The following is an 18,385-nucleotide window of genomic DNA, read 5'->3' as shown; positions in this document are numbered from 1 at the left end:
GGCTGAGATGTGGTTCTCCTCCTCGAACGCCGGACGGGCTGGAGAGTGGGGGTGCGCGCCGGATTGTGGCCGGCAGGCGTCAGTGGGGCATGCAGCCGAACCAGTTCACCGTGTCGCCGTCGGTGGTGTAGCCCATGCATCTGATGGTTCTGTCGTGGTCCGTTTCGGTGTGGTCGACCGGGCCGGCCTGGTACTCCGTCTCGTGGTGGGGCTCCACGAGGTCGTCGACCTCCACGCGGTACCAGCGGCGTTCGCCGGACGGCAGAGTGCAGCCGTGGCCGGTGACGTTGCGGCTGGGGTCGCCGCTCCAGACCGGGCGTTCGGCGCGGTCGCAGTGGGCGCGCCCGGCGGCGCCGGCGGTGCCGGCTCCCACGCCCAGCAGGGTCACCGTGCCTATGGACACCGCCGCGATGGCGCCGAGCAGGCCCTTTGGAGTGAAGTTCATGGAATGGCCCTTCTGCCAGCCGTGGTGACGGCGGGGAATCGTCCTGTCACCTTGGGCTGATAGTCACATTTACGCTGGATGTCCTGCTCGGTGGGAGGGGGTGCCGTCCCCCTAGCCGGTGACGTCGGTGGTGCCAATGCAGCAGGCCGGAACAACCACCGCGTCCCGATCGCTGACAAGGGCATGAGCGACTACCGCATCGAACACGACTCCATGGGCGAGGTCCGGGTGCCCGCCCACGCCAAGTGGCGGGCCCAGACTCAGCGGGCCGTCGAGAACTTCCCGGTCTCCGGGCAGCGGATCGAGCGCGCGCACATCGAGGCGCTGGCCCGGATCAAGGGGGCGGCGGCCAAGGTGAACGCCGAGCTGGGGGTGGTCGACAAGGACGTCGCCCAGGCGATCCAGGAGGCGGCCGGGGAGGTCGCCGAGGGGAAGTGGGACGAGCACTTCCCCGTCGACGTGTTCCAGACGGGGTCGGGGACGTCGTCGAACATGAACGCCAACGAGGTCATCGCGACGCTGGCGACCGAGCGGCTGGGACGGGACGTCCACCCCAACGACCATGTGAACGCCTCGCAGTCCTCCAACGACGTGTTTCCGTCGTCCATCCACATCGCCGCCACCGCCGCCGTCACCCGGGACCTGATTCCGGCGCTCGACCATCTGGCCGACTCCCTGACCAGGAAGTCCGAGGAGTTCGCCGATGTGGTGAAGTCCGGGCGGACGCATCTGATGGACGCCACGCCGGTCACCCTGGGGCAGGAGTTCGGCGGGTACGCGGCGCAGGTGCGGTACGGCGTCGAGCGGCTGCGGGCCTCGCTGCCCCGGCTGGCGGAGCTGCCGCTCGGGGGGACGGCGGTGGGTACCGGGATCAACACGCCGCCCGGGTTCTCCGCCGCGGTGATCGAGGAGGTGGCCCGGGTCACCGGGCTGCCGTTCACGGAGGCGCGGAACCACTTCGAGGCGCAGGGCGCCCGGGACGGGATCGTGGAGACCAGCGGGCAGCTGCGGACCGTCGCGGTCGGGCTGACGAAGATCGCGAATGATCTGCGGTGGATGTCCTCGGGGCCGCGGACCGGGCTCGCCGAGATCGCGCTGCCGGATCTGCAGCCGGGGTCCTCGATCATGCCGGGGAAGGTCAACCCGGTCATTCCGGAAGCCGTGTTGATGGTGGCCGCACAGGTGATCGGGAACGACCAGACGATCGCCGTGGCCGGCGCGGCCGGGAACTTCGAGCTCAACGTGATGCTTCCGGTCATCGGGAAGAACGTGCTGGAGTCCGTCCGGCTGCTGGCCAACGTCTCGCGGCTGCTCGCCGACCGGACCGTGGACGGGATCGTCGCGCACCGGGAGCGGGCGCGGGAGTACGCCGAGTCGTCGCCGTCCGTGGTGACGCCGCTGAACAGGTACATCGGGTACGAGGAGGCCGCCAAGGTCGCCAAGAAGGCGCTGGCGGAGCGGAAGACGATCCGCCAGGTCGTCGTCGAGGGCGGGTACGTCGAGCGGGGCGACCTGACCGTCGAACAGCTGGACGAGGCGCTGGATGTCCTGCGGATGACACGGCCGTAACCGCCTGCGAACGTTTCGCGCCGCCCGGCCAGAACCGTGACGTCCGCCGCAGCGTCGTATGCCTATGGCACCTAATATCTGTGCATGGCAGACGGTGGAGCGGTGAGACGCGTGATGCGCGGGGAAACGGGCGGTGCGACCGGTGACGGAACCGGTGACGAGACCGGTTTCTGGACACCCGGGAGCCAGATCCTGTGGCGGTACCGGGAGAACGCCGGGCACGGCTTCCACATCGCGCGCCCTGTCACCGTCGTCCGGGACGACGCGGAACTGCTCGCCGTCTGGCTGGCCCCCGGCACCGAGTGCGTCAAGCCGGTGCTCGCCGACGGCTCGTCGGTGCGCGAGGAGCCGCTGGAGTCCCGGTACACCAAGCCGCGGTCGGTCGCGCACGGCCACTGGCTCGGCACCGGGGTGCTGAAGCTGGCCCGGCCCGGTCAGCCCTGGTCGGTGTGGCTGTTCTGGGCGCCGGGCTGGCAGTTCAAGAACTGGTACGTCAACCTTGAGCAGCCGCTGATCCGTTGGAACGGCGGAGTGGACTCGGAGGACTACTTTCTGGACATCTCCGTGCACCCGGACCGCAGTTGGTACTGGCTCGACGAGGACGAGTTCGCGCAGGCCCAGCGGGACGGCCTGATGGCCGCGGAGACGGCCGCGGCGGTGCGGGCGGCGGGCCTGGCCGCGGTGGCCGCCGTCGAGGCCTGGGAGGCGCCGTTCTCGGACGGCTGGCAGCACTGGCGCCCGGACCCCTCCTGGGCGGTACCGTCACTGCCGGAGGACTGGGACCGTACGCCCGCGCACGTGTCCTCATGAGACCCTTGATGCGCCCCCGGTGCACAACCGTAGGATCGTCCTCCGCAAGGAAACGTGAGCACAACTCCCGGCGCATGCGCCGGGCTTGACCGAACGTCACCGAGGGGCGGCAGGACGTGAGCGAGGGGTACGAGGGCAACACCGGCGAGCGGGCCGCGGGCCGCAGATCGTTCGCCGGTGGCACAGGAACAGCCTCCAGCCACGCCGAAATTCCGTTCCTGGGACACCTAATCCGGGTATCGGCACTTCGGCGGGACCACCTGCGCGCCCGGCGCGCAGCCCCGGACGGACGGATTCGACACGCGTGACGGAGCACCCCACCTCCTACGAGCGCCCACAGCCGGGCGTCGACCCCGCGGAGGCCCGCGGGGCGCTCCTGCGTTCCCCGCAGCCCCAGCCGCAGCCGCAGGTGCAGACACAGGGACAACCGCAGCCCTGTCCGCGCGGCGGCACCGCATTACCGGCACAGGCCCGCGCGGGCGAGACGCCCTCCGGTCCCGGTACCAGCACGTCCAAGGAGCACTCCGTCAACGGCCCCGAGCACGCCCAGCCCACCAGCGCTGAGCCCGATCCGCACCGGCCGCGCCCCACCCCGGAGGGCATCCCGCCGCAGCCCGGGGCCGAGCCGGAGCGGGCGGTGGGCGCGCAGGAGCGCCGCAGCGGACGCGGGCTGCCGCCCGGCCGGCCGATGCCGATGCGGCGGGACGGCGACCGGCTGCGCTTCGTGGGCGCCGCGACCCGCAGGATCGCCCGGGGCATCGACCTGGACGAGATCGTGATGGGGCTGTGCCGGGCGACCGTGCCGACCTTCTCGGACGCGATCCTGGTCTATCTGCGCGACCCCCTGCCGGTCGGCGACGAGCGGCCCGTCGGCCCGGTGGTGCTGCGGCTGCGCCGCACCGACCGGATCCCGGAGGAGCGGGACACCGACGGCGGCTTCCTGCCGGTGCCGGTCCCGGAGCCGGATCCGGCCGACCTCGGCCTGGCCGCGCTCACCGCGGAGCTGTGCGAGGTACGGCCGGGCGGTGCGCTCAACGAGGTACTGCGGGGCGTACGACCGGTTTTCGCCGACTCCCCCGCCGCCCGCGCGGCGCTGCCCGAACTCCTCGGCGAGGGCAACGAAGCGCTCGTACCCGGCGCCCAGCACGCCATCCTCGCCCCGCTGCGCGGCCGGCGCCGGGTGATCGGCGCAGCCCTGTTCCTGCGCCGTCCGGAGCGGCTGGCGTTCGAGGCCGACGACCTGCTGGTCGCCGCCCAGCTGGCCACGCACAGCGCGCTGGGCATCGACAAGGCGGTGCTGTACGGCCGGGAGGCCTACATCGCCGACGAGCTGCAGCGGACCATGCTGCCGGAGAACCTGCCGAGCGCGACGGGCGTGCGGCTGGCGTCCCGCTACCTCCCGGCCGCCGAGACCGCCCGGGTCGGCGGCGACTGGTACGACGCGATCCCGCTGCCGGGCAGCAGGGTGGCACTGGTCGTGGGCGACGTCATGGGCCACTCCATGACGTCTGCGGCGATCATGGGCCAGCTGCGGACGACCGCGCAGACACTGGCGGGGCTGGACCTGCCGCCGCAGGAGGTCCTGCACCACCTCGACGAGCAGGCCCAGCGGCTCGGCAGCGACCGGATGGCGACCTGCCTGTACGCCGTGTACGACCCGGTGTCGCATCGCATCACCATCGCCAACGCCGGCCATCCGCCGCCGGTGCTGCTGCACCTGGGCGGCCGTGCGGAGGTGCTGCGGGTGCCGGCCGGGGCGCCGATCGGCGTCGGCGGGGTCGACTTCGAGGCGGTCGAGCTGGACGCGCCGGCCGGAGCGACCCTGCTCCTCTACACCGACGGGCTGGTGGAGTCCCGGCTGCGGGACGTGTGGACCGGCATAGAGCAGTTGCGCGAGAAGCTCGCCGCGACCGCGCAGCTGACGGGGCCGGACCATCCGCCGCCCCTTGAGGCGCTGTGCGACGAGGTGCTCGACATGCTCGGGCCGGGTGACCGCGACGACGACATCGCGCTGCTCGCCGCCCGGTTCGACGGGATCGCGCCGAGTGATGTGGCGTACTGGTTCCTGGAGCCGGAGGACGCGGCGCCGGGGCGCGCCCGGCGGCTGGCGCGCAGGGCGCTGGCCCGCTGGGGTCTTGAGGAACTCAGCGACTCCGTCGAGCTGTTGGTCAGCGAGGTCGTCACGAACGCGGTGCGGTACGCGTCGCGGCCGGTGACGTTGCGGTTGCTGCGGACCGATGTGCTGCGGTGCGAGGTCGGGGACGACGTGCCGCAGTTGCCGCGGTTGCGCCAGGCGCGGGCGACGGACGAGGGCGGCCGGGGCCTGTACCTGGTGAACCGGCTGGCCCGGCGGTGGGGAGCGACCCGGTTGAGCACCGGGAAGGTCGTCTGGTTCGAGCTGAACCGATAGCGCCGCGGGACTTGAGGTTGTCGGGGAACTGCGAACCGGCTGTGGCCGGCCGCGCAGTTCCCCGCGCCCCTGAAGGGGCGCTGTTGTCAGCGCCCCTCACAAGCGCCCGGGCGACTACTGGTCGTCGGCCGGGTCCAGCGGGTTGTCCGTGACGCCGCCCGTCGGGGTCTGGGACGGGGTCGACGGGGCGCTCGTTGTCGGGGCCGGGGACTTCGTCGGGGTGGAACTCGGGGTCTGGGACGGGGTCTGGGACGGGGTCGCGGACTTCGTCGGGGTCGAGCTCGGGGTCTGCGAGGGCGTCTCGGACGGGGTCGAGCTGGGGGTCGGCGACTCCGTCGGCTGGACGGCCGCGCCGAGGTCGGTGTTCAGGTCGAACTTGGCCTTCTTCGTGACGCCGAAGGTGTACGCCGCCCAGATCTGCGCCGGATAACCGCCACCGTTGATACGGCCGGTGCCGGGGATGAGGCCCGTGGCGCCAGTCAGCGAGACCTGTGCGCCGTTCTTCTTGGCCTCGCCGAACAGGCCGACCGAGGTCACCAGGTCGGGCGTGTAGCCGGTGAACCAGGCCGACTTGTTGCTGTCGGACGTACCCGTCTTGCCGGCCACCTGCTGGCCCTTGCGCAGCGGGTTCTGCGCCACCGACACCTTGGCCGTACCGTCGTCGACCACGCCGGTCAGCACCGACGTCACCTGGTCGGCCGCCTCCGAGCTGATCACCTGGCTGCCGATCGGGTTCGGCAGGTCGACCTTGCGGCCGGTCTTCTCCGCGGACGCGAGGATCGTCGGGGTGACCTTCTGGCCGTGGTTGTCGAGGGTGGCGTACACCGAGGCCATCTCCAGCGGGCTCGCGCCCATGCTGCCCAGGGTCATCGCGGGCACCGCCTGGAGTTTCTCGGTGTCCAGGCCGAGGTCGTCGGCGACCTTCAGCACGTTCTTCATGCCGACGTCCACGCCCATCTGCGCGAACACCGAGTTGACGGACTTGTTCATGGCCGTCTGCACGGTGATGTTGCCGTAGTCGGCGTCGTCCTCGTTCGGCGGTGCGAAGGCGATGTCGCTGCCCTTGACCGGTCGGCGGCTGGTGCCGTCGTAGATCGTGTTGGCGTTGATGTCCTTGCCGGTCTGCGTCTTGGCGTTCTGGTCCAGCGCGGCGGCGAGGATGATCGGCTTGAAGGTGGACGCCGGCTGGTAGTCGGCGCGGGTGGCGTTGTCGGTGTAGTGCTTGTAGTAGTCCACGCCGCCGTACAGGGCGAGGATCTTGCCGGTCTTGGGGTCGACGGAGACGGCGCCGGCCTGGACGTTGTCGTCGACCTTGCGCTTCTTGCCGTCCAGCTTGCTGGTGAGCTGGCTCTTGACGGCCGCCTCCAGCTTCGTCTGCTTCTTCGGGTCGATGTTCAGGGTGATCGTCCAGCCCTGGTCGACGACCAGTGCCTCCGCCTCGGACCGGGTGACGCCCTGCGACTTCATCAGCTGGTTCTCCAGCTGGGTGTTGGCCAGTTCGACCAGATAGCCCTTCTGGCCCTCCAGGCCGGCGGCGGCCTTCGGTTCCTTGGGGATCGGGAACGTCATGCCGTCACGCTTGGACTTGTCCAGCCAGTTCTGGCCGACCATGTTGTCCAGGACGTAGTTCCAGCGTGCCTTCACCAGCTTCCTGCCGACGGGGCCCGCCACCGCCCAGTCGTACTGGCTGGGCGCCTGGAGCAGCGCGGCCAGATAGGCGCCCTGCGGGACCGAGAGCTTCTCGGCGTCGACGCCGTAGTAGGCCTGGGCGGCGGCCTGGATGCCGTAGGCGCCGCGGCCGTAGTAGCTGGTGTTGATGTAGCCCGCGAGGATGTCGTCCTTGGACTTCTCGCGGTCCACCTTCAGCGAGATGACCAGTTCCTTCAGCTTGCGCGTGACGGTCTGGTCCTGGTCGAGGTAGTAGTTCTTGACGTACTGCTGGGTGATCGTCGATCCGCCCTGGGTGCCACGGCCCCGCGCGGTGTTGTAGAGGCCGCGGGCCATGCCCTTGAGGTCGATGCCGTTGTCCGTGTAGAAGGTCTTGTTCTCCGCGGCGACGAAGGTGTGCTGGACGGCCTTCGGGACCTTGGAGAGGTCGACTATCTCGCGGTTGACGGTGCCCTTGCGGGCCAGGACGCTGCCGTCGCTGTACTTGTAGACGTTGCTCTGCGTCTGCGCGAGCGCGTTGCCCTCGGGGACGCTCACCATCGTGTACAGCGCGATGAAGGCGCCGATGCCCAGCAGACAGACGGTGAAGAAGGCGCCGAGCATCTTCTTCCAGGTGAACAGCCTGCGTATCCGGCCCTTGGCGGGCTTTCCCGGTGCTCCGGGCTTTCCCGGCGGAGCGGACTTGCCCGGTTTCCCGGCGGCGGCCCGGCGGCGCTCCGCGCGGGTGGCGCCCTCGGCGCCCGGGGCGCCCGGGGACTCGACCACCGTCGTGGTGCCGCCCTCCGCCGTCGTCGGCGCCTCGGGCCCGGCCTGCTCGGACGTGCGGTTCCGCGGCGCGGCGCGGCGGCCACCACGCTGTCGCGCTCTTCTGTCGTCCGCTCGTCCCATGAGTCCGTCTGCTCCGCTTCGTCTCGGCTGTCACACGTGTGTACGGGTGTCACACAGGTACGTGGCTCAGGTCAGTCCAGAAAACTAACACCGCTCTCTATGACAGCGGACGCGCGATCTGCCCTTTTTCGGACGTGACAATGAGCACCCCTGTCCAAGGGAACCGACGAACACAGCAGGCTCAGGGTTGCGCGGTGCCGTCAAGCGATACCACTTGGATACGTCAGCTCCTCCTTGAACCCCTGTCGCCAGGACGGATGGCGCAGCTCCCAGCCCAGCTCCCGCTTGGCCTTGGCGTTGGAGAAGCCGCGGCCCTGGGTCATGATGACGACCGCCTGTTCGCCGGCCACGAGACGGGCCAGCCACACCGGCACCCGCAACGGCCGCCGGGCCCCGGCGCACTCGGCCAGGTACGGCAGCCAGTCGGCGGCCGCCGCCGGCTCGTCGTCGACGATGTTGAACACGCCCCGCGCCCGCTGCTCCACCGCGAGGACGGTCGCGCTCGCCGCGTCGTCGAGGTGGATCCAGCTGCTGTGTCCGGCGGCCCGGCCGACCAGGGGGTACTGGCGCCGGCGGATCAGCTCCACCTGGTCGTCGATGGCGCCCGGGCCGTAGAAGGCGCCGTAGCGCAGGGCGGCGCCGCCGGACCGCAGGACCGCTTCCTCCAGGTGGCGGAGCGCCAGCATCCCGCCGTGCGCGGGCGTGCCCTCCATCAGGTCCAGCGGGTCCTCCTCCGTCTTCACCCAGCCGCCCTCGCGGTTGCCGTTCCAGCTGGCGTGGCTCTGCGCGACGACATGCCGTACCCCGGTCGCCTCGGCGGCGGCGAGCAGATGATCGGTGCCCTCGGTGCGCAGCCGGTTGGTCTGGGCGAACCAGCGGTCGGGGTGCCTGATGTCGGGCTTGCCGGCGTGCGCCGGGGAGATCGCGGTCAGCTGATGGACGATCACGTCCGGGCGGGCCGCGGCGACCGCCGCCCCGACCGACAGTGCGTCCAGGGCGTCCATGACGACCCCGTCCGCGCCCAGTTCCGTCAGCAGTCCCAGCTTGGCCTCGCCGGTCGTCGTTGCCGTCACCTGATGCCCCCGCGCCACCAGCCGCGGCACCAGCCGCCGCCCCAGCACCCCACTGCCCCCTGCCACGAACACCCGCACGACCATCACCTTCCTGATATCCGTCCTGAGCCGTCCTGAGCCGGTCCTGATGCGTTCCTGAGCCGGCCCGGTCCGGGAACCGGCTCCCGGACCGGAGACGAGACGAGACAGCCCCCGCGGCCGTGACATCGCGCTGTCGCAGAACCGTGACAATCGGCCCCCACCTGCGCGTCCGCACAGTGGGCCATGATCTACACACGGCGCGTATACACACTGCGTATACACCGTGTGTAGAGTGCTCCGCATGTCCATCGGTCACACCCTCCTGGGGCTCCTGGAGTCCGGCCCGCGCCACGGTTACGACCTGAAGCGGGCCTTCGACGAGAAGTTCGGTCACGACCGGCCGCTGCACTACGGCCAGGTCTATTCGACGATGTCCCGGCTGCTGAAGAACGGGCTCGTGGAAGTCGACGGCATCGAGGCCGGCGGCGGACCCGAGCGGAAGCGGTACGCCATCACCGACGCCGGGGTCACCGACGTCGAGCAGTGGCTGGCGACACCGGAGAAGCCGGCGGAGTACCTCCAGTCGACGCTGTACACCAAGGTCGTGCTCGCCCTCCTGACGCACCGCAACGCCGGCGACATCCTGGACAGCCAGCGCTCCGAGCACCTGCGCAGCATGCGCATCCTCACCGACCGCAAGCGCCACGGCGACCTCGCGGACCAGCTCGTCTGCGACCACGCGCTGTTCCACCTGGAGGCGGACCTGCGCTGGCTGGAGCTGACCGCGGCCCGGCTCGACAAGCTCCGGGCGGAGGTGGCCGCGTGAACGCCCCCGCCGCTCCGGCCGGTTCGCTGCTCACCGCCGAGGACCTGCGCAAGGCGTACGGCCCGACCGTCGCCCTCGACGGGGCCGGGTTCTCCATACACCCGGGCGAGGTCGTCGCCGTGATGGGCCCCTCCGGGTCCGGCAAGTCGACGCTGCTGCACTGCCTCGCCGGGATCGTGCCGCCCGACTCCGGGTCGATCAAGTACGCCGGCCGCGAGATGGCGACCATGAACGACGCCGAGCGCAGCGCGCTGCGCCGCAGCGAGTTCGGGTTCGTCTTCCAGTTCGGACAGCTGGTGCCCGAACTGACCTGCGTGGAGAACGTGGCGCTGCCGCTGCGGCTGAACGGCACCTCCCGCAAGGAGGCCGAGAAGGCCGCGCTGGACTGGATGCGGCGCCTGGAGGTCGACGACCTCGCGAAGAAGCGGCCCGGCGAGGTCTCCGGCGGTCAGGGACAGCGGGTCGCGGTGGCGCGCTCGCTGGTGACCGGGCCGCGGGTGCTGTTCGCGGACGAACCGACCGGCGCGCTCGACTCGCTCAACGGCGAGCGGGTGATGGAACTGCTCACGGACGCCGCCCGCTCCACCAACGCGGCCGTCGTCCTCGTCACGCACGAGGCACGGGTGGCCGCCTACTCCGACCGCGAGATCGTCGTACGGGACGGCCGGTCCCGGGACATGGAGCGGACCGTATGAGCCGGGGGCGCTGGGCCGGGGACCTGGCCATGGGGGCGCGGTTCGCCTTCACCGGCGGACGCGAGGGCTGGATCCGGGCGCTGCTGACGGGCGTCGGCGTCGGGCTCGGGGTGGCGCTGCTGCTGCTCACCGCGGCGGTGCCCAGCATCCTGGACACCCGGCACGCGCGCGAGGCGAATCGGCAGGACTACCTGCTGTCCCCCGCGAAGATGCCGGCGGCCGCGAACACCGTCGTGGTCGCCCACACCGACACCGTCTGGCACGACCAGGACGTACGCGGCCGGCTGCTCCAGCCGGAGGGCGCCAAGGCACCCCTGCCGCCGGGCATCGACAGGCTCCCGGCCGCGGGCGAGATGTACGTCTCCCCCGCCCTGGCCAGCCTGCTGAAGTCCCCCGGCACCGCACTGCTGCGCGAGCGGCTGCCCGGCAAGGTCGTCGGCACCATCGGGGAGTCCGGGCTCATCGGCTCCCGCGAACTCGCCTACTACGGGGGCTCCGAGCACCTGGCCCCGCTGATCGGCAAGGCCTCGGTGCAGCGGATCAACCACTTCGGGGACACCTCCGACCAGGGATCCGAACCGCTGGACCCGGTCCTGCTGCTGCTCGTCCTGATGGTGTTCGTGGTGCTGCTCACCCCGGTCGCCATCTTCGTCGCCACCGCCGTGCGGTTCGGCGGCGAGCAGCGCGACCGGCGGCTCGCGGCCCTGCGGCTGGTCGGCTGCGACGGCGGGATGGCCCGGCGGATCGCGGCGGGCGAGGCGCTCGCGGGCTCGGTGCTGGGCCTGGTGTTCGGCGTCGGCTTCTTCCTGGCCGGGGCACAACTCGCCGGGTCGATCGAGCTGTTCGGCATCAGCATCTTCCCGGACTACCTCACCCCGTCGCCCGTGCTGGCGCTGCTGGTGGCCGTCGCGGTCCCGGCGACCGCCGTGCTGGTCACCCTGTTCTCGCTGCGCCGGGTCGTCATCGAACCGCTGGGCGTGGTGCGCGCGTCCGGGCCCGGGCGGCGCCGGCTGTGGTGGCGGCTGCTGCTGCCGCTGCTCGGCCTGCTGATGCTCACCCCGATGATCGGGAAGGGCAACAGCGGCGGTGACTTCAACCCGTACCTGGTGACCTTCGGCGTGCTGGCCCTGCTGGTCGGCATCACCGCACTGCTGCCCTGGGTGGTGGAGCGGGCCGTCGGCCGCCTGGACGGCGGCTCGGTCTCCTGGCAACTGGCGGTCCGCAGGCTCCAGTTGAGCAGCGGCACGGCGGCCCGGATGGTGAACGGCATCGCGGTGGCGGTGGCCGGGGCGATCGCACTCCAGATGCTGTTCTCCGGCGTCGACGCGGACTACACGAAGTCGACCGGGAAGGACCCGTCCCGCACCCAGCTGGAGGTCGACCTGCGCGCCACCACGACCCCGGACGCCACCGCCCGCACACTGCGGGAGACCCGGGGCGTACGGCAGACCGTGGCACTGTCGGAGACCTCGTTCGGGGCCCGGCCCGCGGGCACCGAGGACACCATACAGATCATGGTCGGCGACTGCGCGGCCCTGCGGGAACTGGCCAGGATCTCCGCCTGCCACGACGGTGACGTCTTCATCTCCAGTGACGCGTTCACCGATCCCGCCTCCCGCAAAATGATGACGCCGGGGCACACGGTCTGGGTCGACCCCACCTACCCCGGCAGCACGAAGGGTGTCGAGGCACGTTGGACGCTGCCGGCCGAGCTGGGGCGGGCGCAGGTCCGCAAGGACGCCCTGCGCAGTGACCTCACGGGCCTACTGGTCACCCCGTCCGCCCTGCCGGCCAAGGCCCGCCCGAGCCTCACGAGCAGCGTCTACGTCCTGCTGGATCCGAAGGTCCCGGAATCGGACGCCACCGAGGAGGTACGGACCGCCGTCCACACCGTCGACCCGCTCGCCGACGTGTCGATCTGGCAGTCGACCCAGCGCTCCACCCGCTACGACACCATCCGCACCGGCCTGTTCGTGGGCGCCGCCGCCGTCCTCGCCCTCATCGGGGCGAGCCTGCTGGTCTCCCAGCTGGAGCAGTTGCGCGAGCGCAAGAAGCTGCTGTCGTCGCTGATCGCCTTCGGCACCCGGCGCCGCACCCTGACCCTGTCCGTGCTGTGGCAGACGGCGATCCCCATCACCCTGGGCCTGCTGCTTGCCATGGTGGTCGGGCTGACGCTCGGCGGGGTGCTGATGAAGATGACGGCCGTGCCGCTGCGCGTGGACTGGCCGAGTGTGCTGTCGATGACCGGGTTCGGCGCGGCGATCGTCCTCGCCGTGACCCTGCTCAGCCTGCCGGCGCTGCTGCGCCTGATGCGCCCGGACGGGCTGCGCACCGAATGACCGGGGACCCCGCTCACCTCTCGTGGGCGGGGTCTTCCGCATCCCTGGGGGCTGCGCCCCCGGACCCCCCTTCAGCCTGAACGGCCTCGTCCTCAATGGCCGGACGGGCTGATTCATGTGGCTGATCGCCGCCGCCAGACGCGGGACGGAGCGGTTGATGCGGCTGATCGCCGTCGTCGAGCGCGGGGCGGGGCGATGGGGGTGACTGGTCGTCCTCGTCGGGCGCGGTGCCCGCGTACCGCTCCTGCGAGTACCGGTGGAGATAGCTGACGACGGTGTTGGTCACCGCCACCAGCGGCACCGCCACCACCGCGCCGCCCAGGCCCGCCACCAGGCTGCCGGCCGTGACCGTGAGGACCACGGCGAGGGGGTGGACGCGGACCGCCCGGCCCAGGATGAACGGCTGGAGGATGTGGCCCTCGATCTGCTGGACCGCGAGGACGACGGCCAGGGTCATGACCGCGGTGAACACGCCCTGGGTGACCAGCGCCACGATCACCGCCAGCGCGCCGGAGGCGACCGCGCCGACGAGCGGGATGAAGGAGAACAGGAAGATGAAGACGGCCAGCGGCACGGCCATCGGGACGTCCAGGAAGTAGATGCCGATGCCGATGAAGATGGCGTCGATGAGGGCGACCAGCACGGTGCCCCGGACGTAGGCGGTGAGCGTGCGCCAGGCGCGCGGGCCGGCGCCGGCCACGCCCTCGCGGGCGGCGGCGGGGACCAGCTTCAGGAACCAGCGCCAGATGCGGTCGCCGTCGTAGAGCAGGAAGAGCGTCGAGAAGAAGACCAGCAGGATCCCGGTCAGTGCCTCCACGACGACCTGGACGCCCTCCAGACCGAACGACGTGATCTGGTCGGTGTTGGCGCCGATCGCCTCGCGGAGGTTCTTGGCGATCTGGTTGATCTGCTTGTCGGTGACGTGGAAGGGGCTCTTCAGCAGCCAGTTGCGCAGATCGTCGATACCGCTCTGGATCTGGTCGGAGAGTGTGTCGACGTTCTCCATGACCTGCCAGGTCACGAACCAGCCCATCAGACCGATCACCACGAACCCGGAGATGGCGGTGAGCGCGGTGGCGAGGCCGCGCGGTACGCCGTAGCGGCGCAGGCGGGCGACGGTGGGCTGGAGCAGGGCGGTGATCAGCAGGGCGACGACGAAGGCGAAGACGACCAGTTGGACGGCGCTGATGACCCGCATCAGCATCCAGACGGCGCCGGCCAGCACCAGCAGCCGCCAGCTGGCCTCGGCGGCGACCCGTACGCCCCAGGGGACCGCGGTCACGGGGTCGGGGCGCGGCACCGGCTTCCGGACGGGCGCGGGGGCCTTCGGGGCCGGGGCGGGCGCCGGAACGGGCACGGGCGGAACGGGCGGCTCCGGCGCGGCATGCTCCCGCTCCACCTCGGCCCGGCGCTCGTCCAACCGCTCGCCCATCTCGGTCAGTCCGGCACCGATACGGCCGAGCCACTCAGGCACGCTCGACATGATCCGCCCTCTCCCCACCACTCCCCCCTGGAGTCGTCCGCAACGACCGTACAGGGCAACAGCCCCTCCCCCTAGGACGGGGAGGGGCTGCCGAAGGTTGAGAAGAGGCCCGCTACAGCGAGCGCCCCGAAGGGGCGCGGGGAACTGCGCGCTCAGCCACACACGACCCGCAGAGGCCGACGAACCTCAGACACCACGAACCGCAGCGCAGTTTGTCGGTCGAACCCAGCGGAGCGCCTAGTACCAGTGGTTCGCCTGCCAGAACGACCAGGCCTGGCAAGGGCTGCCGTACCGGGAGTTCATGTAGTTGAGGCCCCACTTGATCTGCGTGGCCGGGTTGGTCTGCCAGTCGGCGCCGACGGACGACATCTTGGAGCCGGGCAGCGCCTGGAAGAGGCCGTAGGCGCCGGAGGAGGCGTTGACCGCCTGGTAGTTCCAGCTGGACTCGTGGTCCACGATGTTGCTGAAGCACTGGAACTGGCCGCTGGCCACCATCTGCTGCGCCATCGCCTGGATCTGCGCCACGGTGTACGAGCTCTGGACCGGGAAGCTGGAGGACGAACGGCTGGCCGTCGTCTTCGCCTCGGCGCGCTCCTTGGCCTCCTTGGCCGCCTTCTCCGCCTCGGCCTTCTTGGCCTCGGCGGTCTTGGCCGCGGCCACCCTGGCCGCCTGCTCGGCGTCCTTCTTGGCGGTGGCGTCCGCCTGGATCGCCACGGCGTCGGCCTGCTGCGTCAGGGACGCGGTCTGCACCTGGGCCTGCTGACCCGCGGGCAGGTCGGCGAGGAGCGTGGTGTCGGCTGCCGTTGCTTCGGCATCGTTGTTCGGCTGGGCAACACTGCCCGAGGCGACGCCCACGACACTTCCGACGGCGGTGACCGCGGTGGCCGAAGCCACTGCGAATCCCCGGACCGAGATCCGGCTCACACGGTTTCCTTCCAGCATCGCCCGCTTCGGTGACCCTGGCGGACGCAATCTTGCCCCCGACGCTGGTCTCCTCACTACTGGGTCACGGGAGACACGGGCCCGGTGGGGCAACTCCGGAAGGGAGCGCCGCATGGTGCTCGGGCGGCATACGACGTCGCTATGGAATTAGCAGTGTTGCTTCTGTTGTTCCGTACCGCTGGGGGTACAGGTGTGTCGTATGCGGGGCCTGACAGGAGTGAGACTCTGCCGTACCCCGACGCCGGGTGGCAATTCAGAGTTGCGTGTGAAAGCTCACATCCGGTTTCTCCCAGGGGATTTCAGGAAACCGCCACACGCGAAGGCGCCGCCCGGCTAGGCTCGGGGCCTTTGCCGGACGGCGCCAACGGGTGGGTTATCAACCCAAGTTGGACACAGGGACCAGAAGACTCAGATGTGTCCGTCCTCCAGCATTTCGGTCACAAGAGCCGCGATCTGGGACCTCTCGGACCGGGTGAGGGTGACATGCGCGAACAGCGGATGCCCCTTCAGCTTCTCCACCACGGCGACCACACCGTCGTAACGCCCCACGCGCAGATTGTCCCTTTGCGCCACGTCATGGGTCAGAACGACCCGTGAATTCGCGCCGATCCGGGACAGAACGGTCAGCAGGACGTTCCGTTCCAGCGACTGGGCCTCGTCCACGATCACGAACGCGTCGTGCAGGGAGCGGCCGCGGATGTGGGTGAGCGGCAGCACCTCCAGCATCCCGCGGGCGGTGACCTCCTCGATGACCTCGCGACTGGTGACCGCCGAAAGGGTGTCGAAGACCGCCTGCGCCCAGGGGCTCATCTTCTCCGCCTCGGAGCCCGGCAGATAGCCGAGTTCCTGCCCGCCGACCGCGTACAGCGGGCGGAAGACCATCACCTTCTGGTGCTGGCGGCGCTCCAGGACCGCCTCCAGGCCCGCGCAGAGCGCCAGTGCGCTCTTGCCGGTGCCGGCCCGGCCGCCCATGGACACGATCCCGACGTCCGGATCGAGCAGCAGGTCGAGCGCGATGCGCTGCTCGGCGCTGCGGCCCTTGATGCCGAACGCCTCACGGTCGCCGCGCACCAGCCGGATGTTGCCCTCCGCCGTCACCCGGCCGAGCGCCTTGCCGCGCTCCGACTGGATGGTCAGGCCGGTGTGCACGGGGAGGTCGGAGGCCTCCGGGACGTACACGTGGCCCTCCTCGAAGAGGATGTCCACCTGTTCGCCGGGCAGGGTCAGTTCGGACATGCCGGTCCAGCCGGAGGAGTCCGTGATGGCGAGTTCGGCGCGGTACTCCTCGGCGAGGAGGCCGACCGACGAGGCCTTGATCCTGAGCGGCAGGTCCTTCGAGACGACGGTGACGTCGTATCCCTCGGCCTGGAGGTTGCGGGCGACCGCGAGGATGCGGGAGTCGTTGTCCCCCAGGCGGTAGCCGGTGGGCAGCACGCTGGGGTCCGAGTGGTTGAGCTCGACACGGATGGTGCCGCCGAGTTCGCCGATCGGGATGGGGGCATCGAGGCGGCCGTGCCGGACCCGGTAGTCGTCGAGCAGGCGCAGTGCCTGCCGGGCGAAGTACCCGAGTTCCGGATGGTGCCGCTTGGCCTCCAGTTCCGTGACCACGACGATCGGGAGCACTACCTCGTGCTCCTCGAAGCGGGCCATGGCGTTCGGGTCGGCCAGCAGGACGCTGGTGTCGAGAACATAGGTGCGCCGGTCGGACTTGCGGCGCGTTGTGCTGGTCACCACGGAAGGACGTACCCCCTCGGATGAGGTCGGGGAGCGACGATGGCGAGCTGGACCGGTTGACGGCCGCCCTGCACGGGCCGAAAACCGGCCCCCCGCTGCTTCTTCCGTGCCGTGACCGCACGGTCGGGCTGGTGCAAAGGGCCTCCCGGGCGGACGGCCCCGAGCCGCCCGCTGAGAACCGATGCCCGTGGTTCGGGCATCGACCTGCTTGGCTTATGCCCTCGAACATGCGCCGCCATGCCACGGTCCGCAACGACACGCAGGTGAACTCCGTGTTACGCGCGCCCCAATATGGGTGATTTACGCCTCATGGGTGGGGTGGGGTCATCCACCGTGACGACGGGGTTATCCAGCGTGGCGGCGGTGGCGGGGGTCGTATGCCGTGTTACGTCCGCCGTCACGAAGACGTCACCCGCCGTAGCGGCGGCCGCGGGCCGCGTAGTCGCGCAGGGCACGCAGGAAGTCGACCTTGCGGAACGCGGGCCAGAAGACCTCGCAGAAGTAGTACTCGGAGTGCGCGGTCTGCCAGAGCATGAATCCGGACAGCCGCTGCTCGCCGCTGGTGCGGATCACCAGGTCCGGGTCGGGCTGGGCGCCGGTGTAGAGGTGCCGGCCGATCATGTCGACGGTGACGGAGTCGGCGAGGTCCTCCATCGCCACGCCCTTGTCGTGGGCGTCCTGGATCATCGAGCGGACGGCGTCGGCGATCTCCTGGCGGCCGCCGTAGCCGATGGCGACGTTCACCAGTATCCCGTCGACGTGCGCGGTGGCCTCCTCGGCCTCCTTCAGCGCGGTCTGCATCTGAGAGGGCAACAGGTCGGGGGTGCCGACGTGGTGGACGCGCCAGCGGCCGTCCGCGGCGAGGGTGCGGACGACGTCCTCGATGATGCCGAGAAGCGGGACCAGCTCCTCCTTGGCGCGGTCGAAGTTGTCCGTGGACAGCAGCCAGAGGGTGACGACCTCGACGTCGGTCTCGGTGCACCAGCCGAGGAATTCCTCGATCTTCTCCGCGCCGGCGCGGTGACCGTGCACCGTGCTGGATCCCGCGGCCTTCGCCCAGCGGCGGTTGCCGTCCATGATGACGCCGATGTGCTTGGGCACCTGAGCGTGGTCCAGGTGGCCTTCCACCCGGCGCGCGTAGAGCCTGACGAGCAGGCCGCGCAGCTTGTCGCGCAGGTTCACTTGAAGTCCGCCCCTCGTGATTCGGATGCGGGAGTCCGCGTGCTTGGGGATGCGGGAGTCCGCCCGCCGAAGCCTACCCCGCTGGGAGTTGGGGGAGGCGCGGCGGTGACGGCGCCCCACGGGAGTGGGACTTGTGCCGTCCGGCGAGTGCGGGTGGGTTGTGGCCGGTCGCGCCCACGCGGCGGAGCCGCATATCGATACTGTCCCGCACCCCTTCGGGGGCGCGCCCCCGAGACCGATTGAAAAGTGGGTGAGAAGCGCGCACAAAAAAACGGGCCGGTCCGTGGGGGGGAGACGGAC

Annotated in this window: 13 protein-coding genes; 6 read left to right on the top strand and 7 right to left on the bottom strand. The window is 70.6% G+C overall.

All coding sequences use genetic code 11. The annotated features are described in order from the left end of the window. Nucleotides 1–79: 79 nt before the first annotated feature. Complete coding sequence (locus ACWGKQ_RS49840; protein WP_453298758.1) at nucleotides 80–445, bottom strand: hypothetical protein; 366 nt, start codon at nucleotides 443–445, stop codon at nucleotides 80–82. Between the two features lie 183 nt (nucleotides 446–628). Here ACWGKQ_RS49840 and ACWGKQ_RS49835 point away from each other — a divergent pair, with 183 nt between their 5' ends. The 3 genes from ACWGKQ_RS49835 to ACWGKQ_RS49825 all read left to right on the top strand — a co-directional run bounded on the left by ACWGKQ_RS49835 (nucleotide 629) and on the right by ACWGKQ_RS49825 (nucleotide 5,234). Further along, on the top strand, nucleotides 629–2,014 hold the full coding sequence (locus tag ACWGKQ_RS49835) for a class II fumarate hydratase (protein ID WP_453298757.1): 1,386 nt from the start codon (nucleotides 629–631) through the stop codon (nucleotides 2,012–2,014). An 84-nt stretch (nucleotides 2,015–2,098) separates the two neighbouring features. Continuing rightward, on the top strand, nucleotides 2,099–2,824 hold the full coding sequence (gene fomD / locus ACWGKQ_RS49830; RefSeq protein ID WP_453298756.1) for a cytidylyl-2-hydroxypropylphosphonate hydrolase: 726 nt from the start codon (nucleotides 2,099–2,101) through the stop codon (nucleotides 2,822–2,824). Between the two features lie 304 nt (nucleotides 2,825–3,128). Further along, a complete protein-coding gene (locus ACWGKQ_RS49825) occupies nucleotides 3,129–5,234 on the top strand; it encodes a SpoIIE family protein phosphatase (protein WP_453298755.1) in 2,106 nt (701 codons plus the stop codon). A gap of 114 nt (nucleotides 5,235–5,348) precedes the next feature. Here ACWGKQ_RS49825 and ACWGKQ_RS49820 read toward each other — a convergent pair whose 3' ends face one another. After that, nucleotides 5,349–7,790, bottom strand: a complete 2,442-nt coding sequence (locus tag ACWGKQ_RS49820; RefSeq protein WP_453298754.1) for a transglycosylase domain-containing protein — start codon at nucleotides 7,788–7,790, stop codon at nucleotides 5,349–5,351. Nucleotides 7,791–7,990: 200 nt separating this feature from the next. Next, nucleotides 7,991–8,947 (bottom strand): NAD-dependent epimerase/dehydratase family protein, encoded by a 957-nt coding sequence (locus ACWGKQ_RS49815; protein ID WP_453298753.1) that lies wholly within the window; start codon nucleotides 8,945–8,947, stop codon nucleotides 7,991–7,993. Between the two features lie 238 nt (nucleotides 8,948–9,185). On the opposite strand from ACWGKQ_RS49815, the gene ACWGKQ_RS49810 reads away from it, so the two are divergent. Genes ACWGKQ_RS49810 through ACWGKQ_RS49800 form a run of 3 tightly spaced genes read left to right on the top strand, consistent with a single transcriptional unit; the run spans nucleotide 9,186 to nucleotide 12,744 of the window. Continuing rightward, entirely contained in the window at nucleotides 9,186–9,710 is a 525-nt protein-coding gene (locus tag ACWGKQ_RS49810; RefSeq protein WP_453298752.1) for a PadR family transcriptional regulator, read from the top strand. Then, the gene (locus ACWGKQ_RS49805; protein WP_453298751.1) at nucleotides 9,707–10,405 is read left to right on the top strand and encodes an ABC transporter ATP-binding protein; all 699 of its coding nucleotides are present in this window, start codon (nucleotides 9,707–9,709) and stop codon (nucleotides 10,403–10,405) included. The genes ACWGKQ_RS49810 and ACWGKQ_RS49805 overlap by 4 nt, the downstream gene beginning before the upstream one ends. Then, nucleotides 10,402–12,744 carry an ABC transporter permease gene (locus ACWGKQ_RS49800; RefSeq protein WP_453298750.1) on the top strand — a complete coding sequence of 781 codons (2,343 nt, stop codon included), beginning with the start codon at nucleotides 10,402–10,404 and terminating at the stop codon, nucleotides 12,742–12,744. Before ACWGKQ_RS49805 ends, ACWGKQ_RS49800 begins: the two co-directional genes overlap by 4 nt. A gap of 13 nt (nucleotides 12,745–12,757) precedes the next feature. On the opposite strand, the gene ACWGKQ_RS49795 is transcribed toward ACWGKQ_RS49800, so the two are convergent. The 4 genes from ACWGKQ_RS49795 to ACWGKQ_RS49780 all read right to left on the bottom strand — a co-directional run bounded on the left by ACWGKQ_RS49795 (nucleotide 12,758) and on the right by ACWGKQ_RS49780 (nucleotide 18,085). Further along, on the bottom strand, nucleotides 12,758–14,227 hold the full coding sequence (locus tag ACWGKQ_RS49795; RefSeq protein WP_453298749.1) for an AI-2E family transporter: 1,470 nt from the start codon (nucleotides 14,225–14,227) through the stop codon (nucleotides 12,758–12,760). Nucleotides 14,228–14,464: 237 nt separating this feature from the next. Further along, complete coding sequence (locus ACWGKQ_RS49790; protein ID WP_453298748.1) at nucleotides 14,465–15,151, bottom strand: aggregation-promoting factor C-terminal-like domain-containing protein; 687 nt, start codon at nucleotides 15,149–15,151, stop codon at nucleotides 14,465–14,467. Between the two features lie 426 nt (nucleotides 15,152–15,577). Beyond that, nucleotides 15,578–16,903 (bottom strand): PhoH family protein, encoded by a 1,326-nt coding sequence (locus ACWGKQ_RS49785; protein WP_453298747.1) that lies wholly within the window; start codon nucleotides 16,901–16,903, stop codon nucleotides 15,578–15,580. Between the two features lie 408 nt (nucleotides 16,904–17,311). Beyond that, nucleotides 17,312–18,085 carry an isoprenyl transferase gene (locus ACWGKQ_RS49780; RefSeq protein ID WP_453298746.1) on the bottom strand — a complete coding sequence of 258 codons (774 nt, stop codon included), beginning with the start codon at nucleotides 18,083–18,085 and terminating at the stop codon, nucleotides 17,312–17,314. Nucleotides 18,086–18,385: the final 300 nt, after the last annotated feature.

This window comes from Streptomyces sp. NPDC054770 (assembly GCF_053611985.1).
The sequence above is the reverse complement of the archived record's forward strand: the minus strand, read 5'-3'. Positions and strand labels throughout refer to the sequence as shown.

Excerpts from the sequence above, each read along its gene's own strand:
- ACWGKQ_RS49795 (WP_453298749.1), bottom strand. The coding sequence starts at position 14,227 with ATGTCGAGCGTGCCTGAGTGGCTCGGCCGTATCGGTGCCGGACTGACC.
- ACWGKQ_RS49800 (WP_453298750.1), top strand. The coding sequence starts at position 10,402 with ATGAGCCGGGGGCGCTGGGCCGGGGACCTGGCCATGGGGGCGCGGTTC.
- ACWGKQ_RS49810 (WP_453298752.1), top strand. The coding sequence starts at position 9,186 with ATGTCCATCGGTCACACCCTCCTGGGGCTCCTGGAGTCCGGCCCGCGC.
- ACWGKQ_RS49820 (WP_453298754.1), bottom strand. The coding sequence starts at position 7,790 with ATGGGACGAGCGGACGACAGAAGAGCGCGACAGCGTGGTGGCCGCCGC.
- ACWGKQ_RS49840 (WP_453298758.1), bottom strand. The coding sequence starts at position 445 with ATGAACTTCACTCCAAAGGGCCTGCTCGGCGCCATCGCGGCGGTGTCC.
- ACWGKQ_RS49835 (WP_453298757.1), top strand. The coding sequence starts at position 629 with ATGAGCGACTACCGCATCGAACACGACTCCATGGGCGAGGTCCGGGTG.
- fomD (WP_453298756.1), top strand. The coding sequence starts at position 2,099 with ATGGCAGACGGTGGAGCGGTGAGACGCGTGATGCGCGGGGAAACGGGC.
- ACWGKQ_RS49815 (WP_453298753.1), bottom strand. The coding sequence starts at position 8,947 with ATGGTCGTGCGGGTGTTCGTGGCAGGGGGCAGTGGGGTGCTGGGGCGG.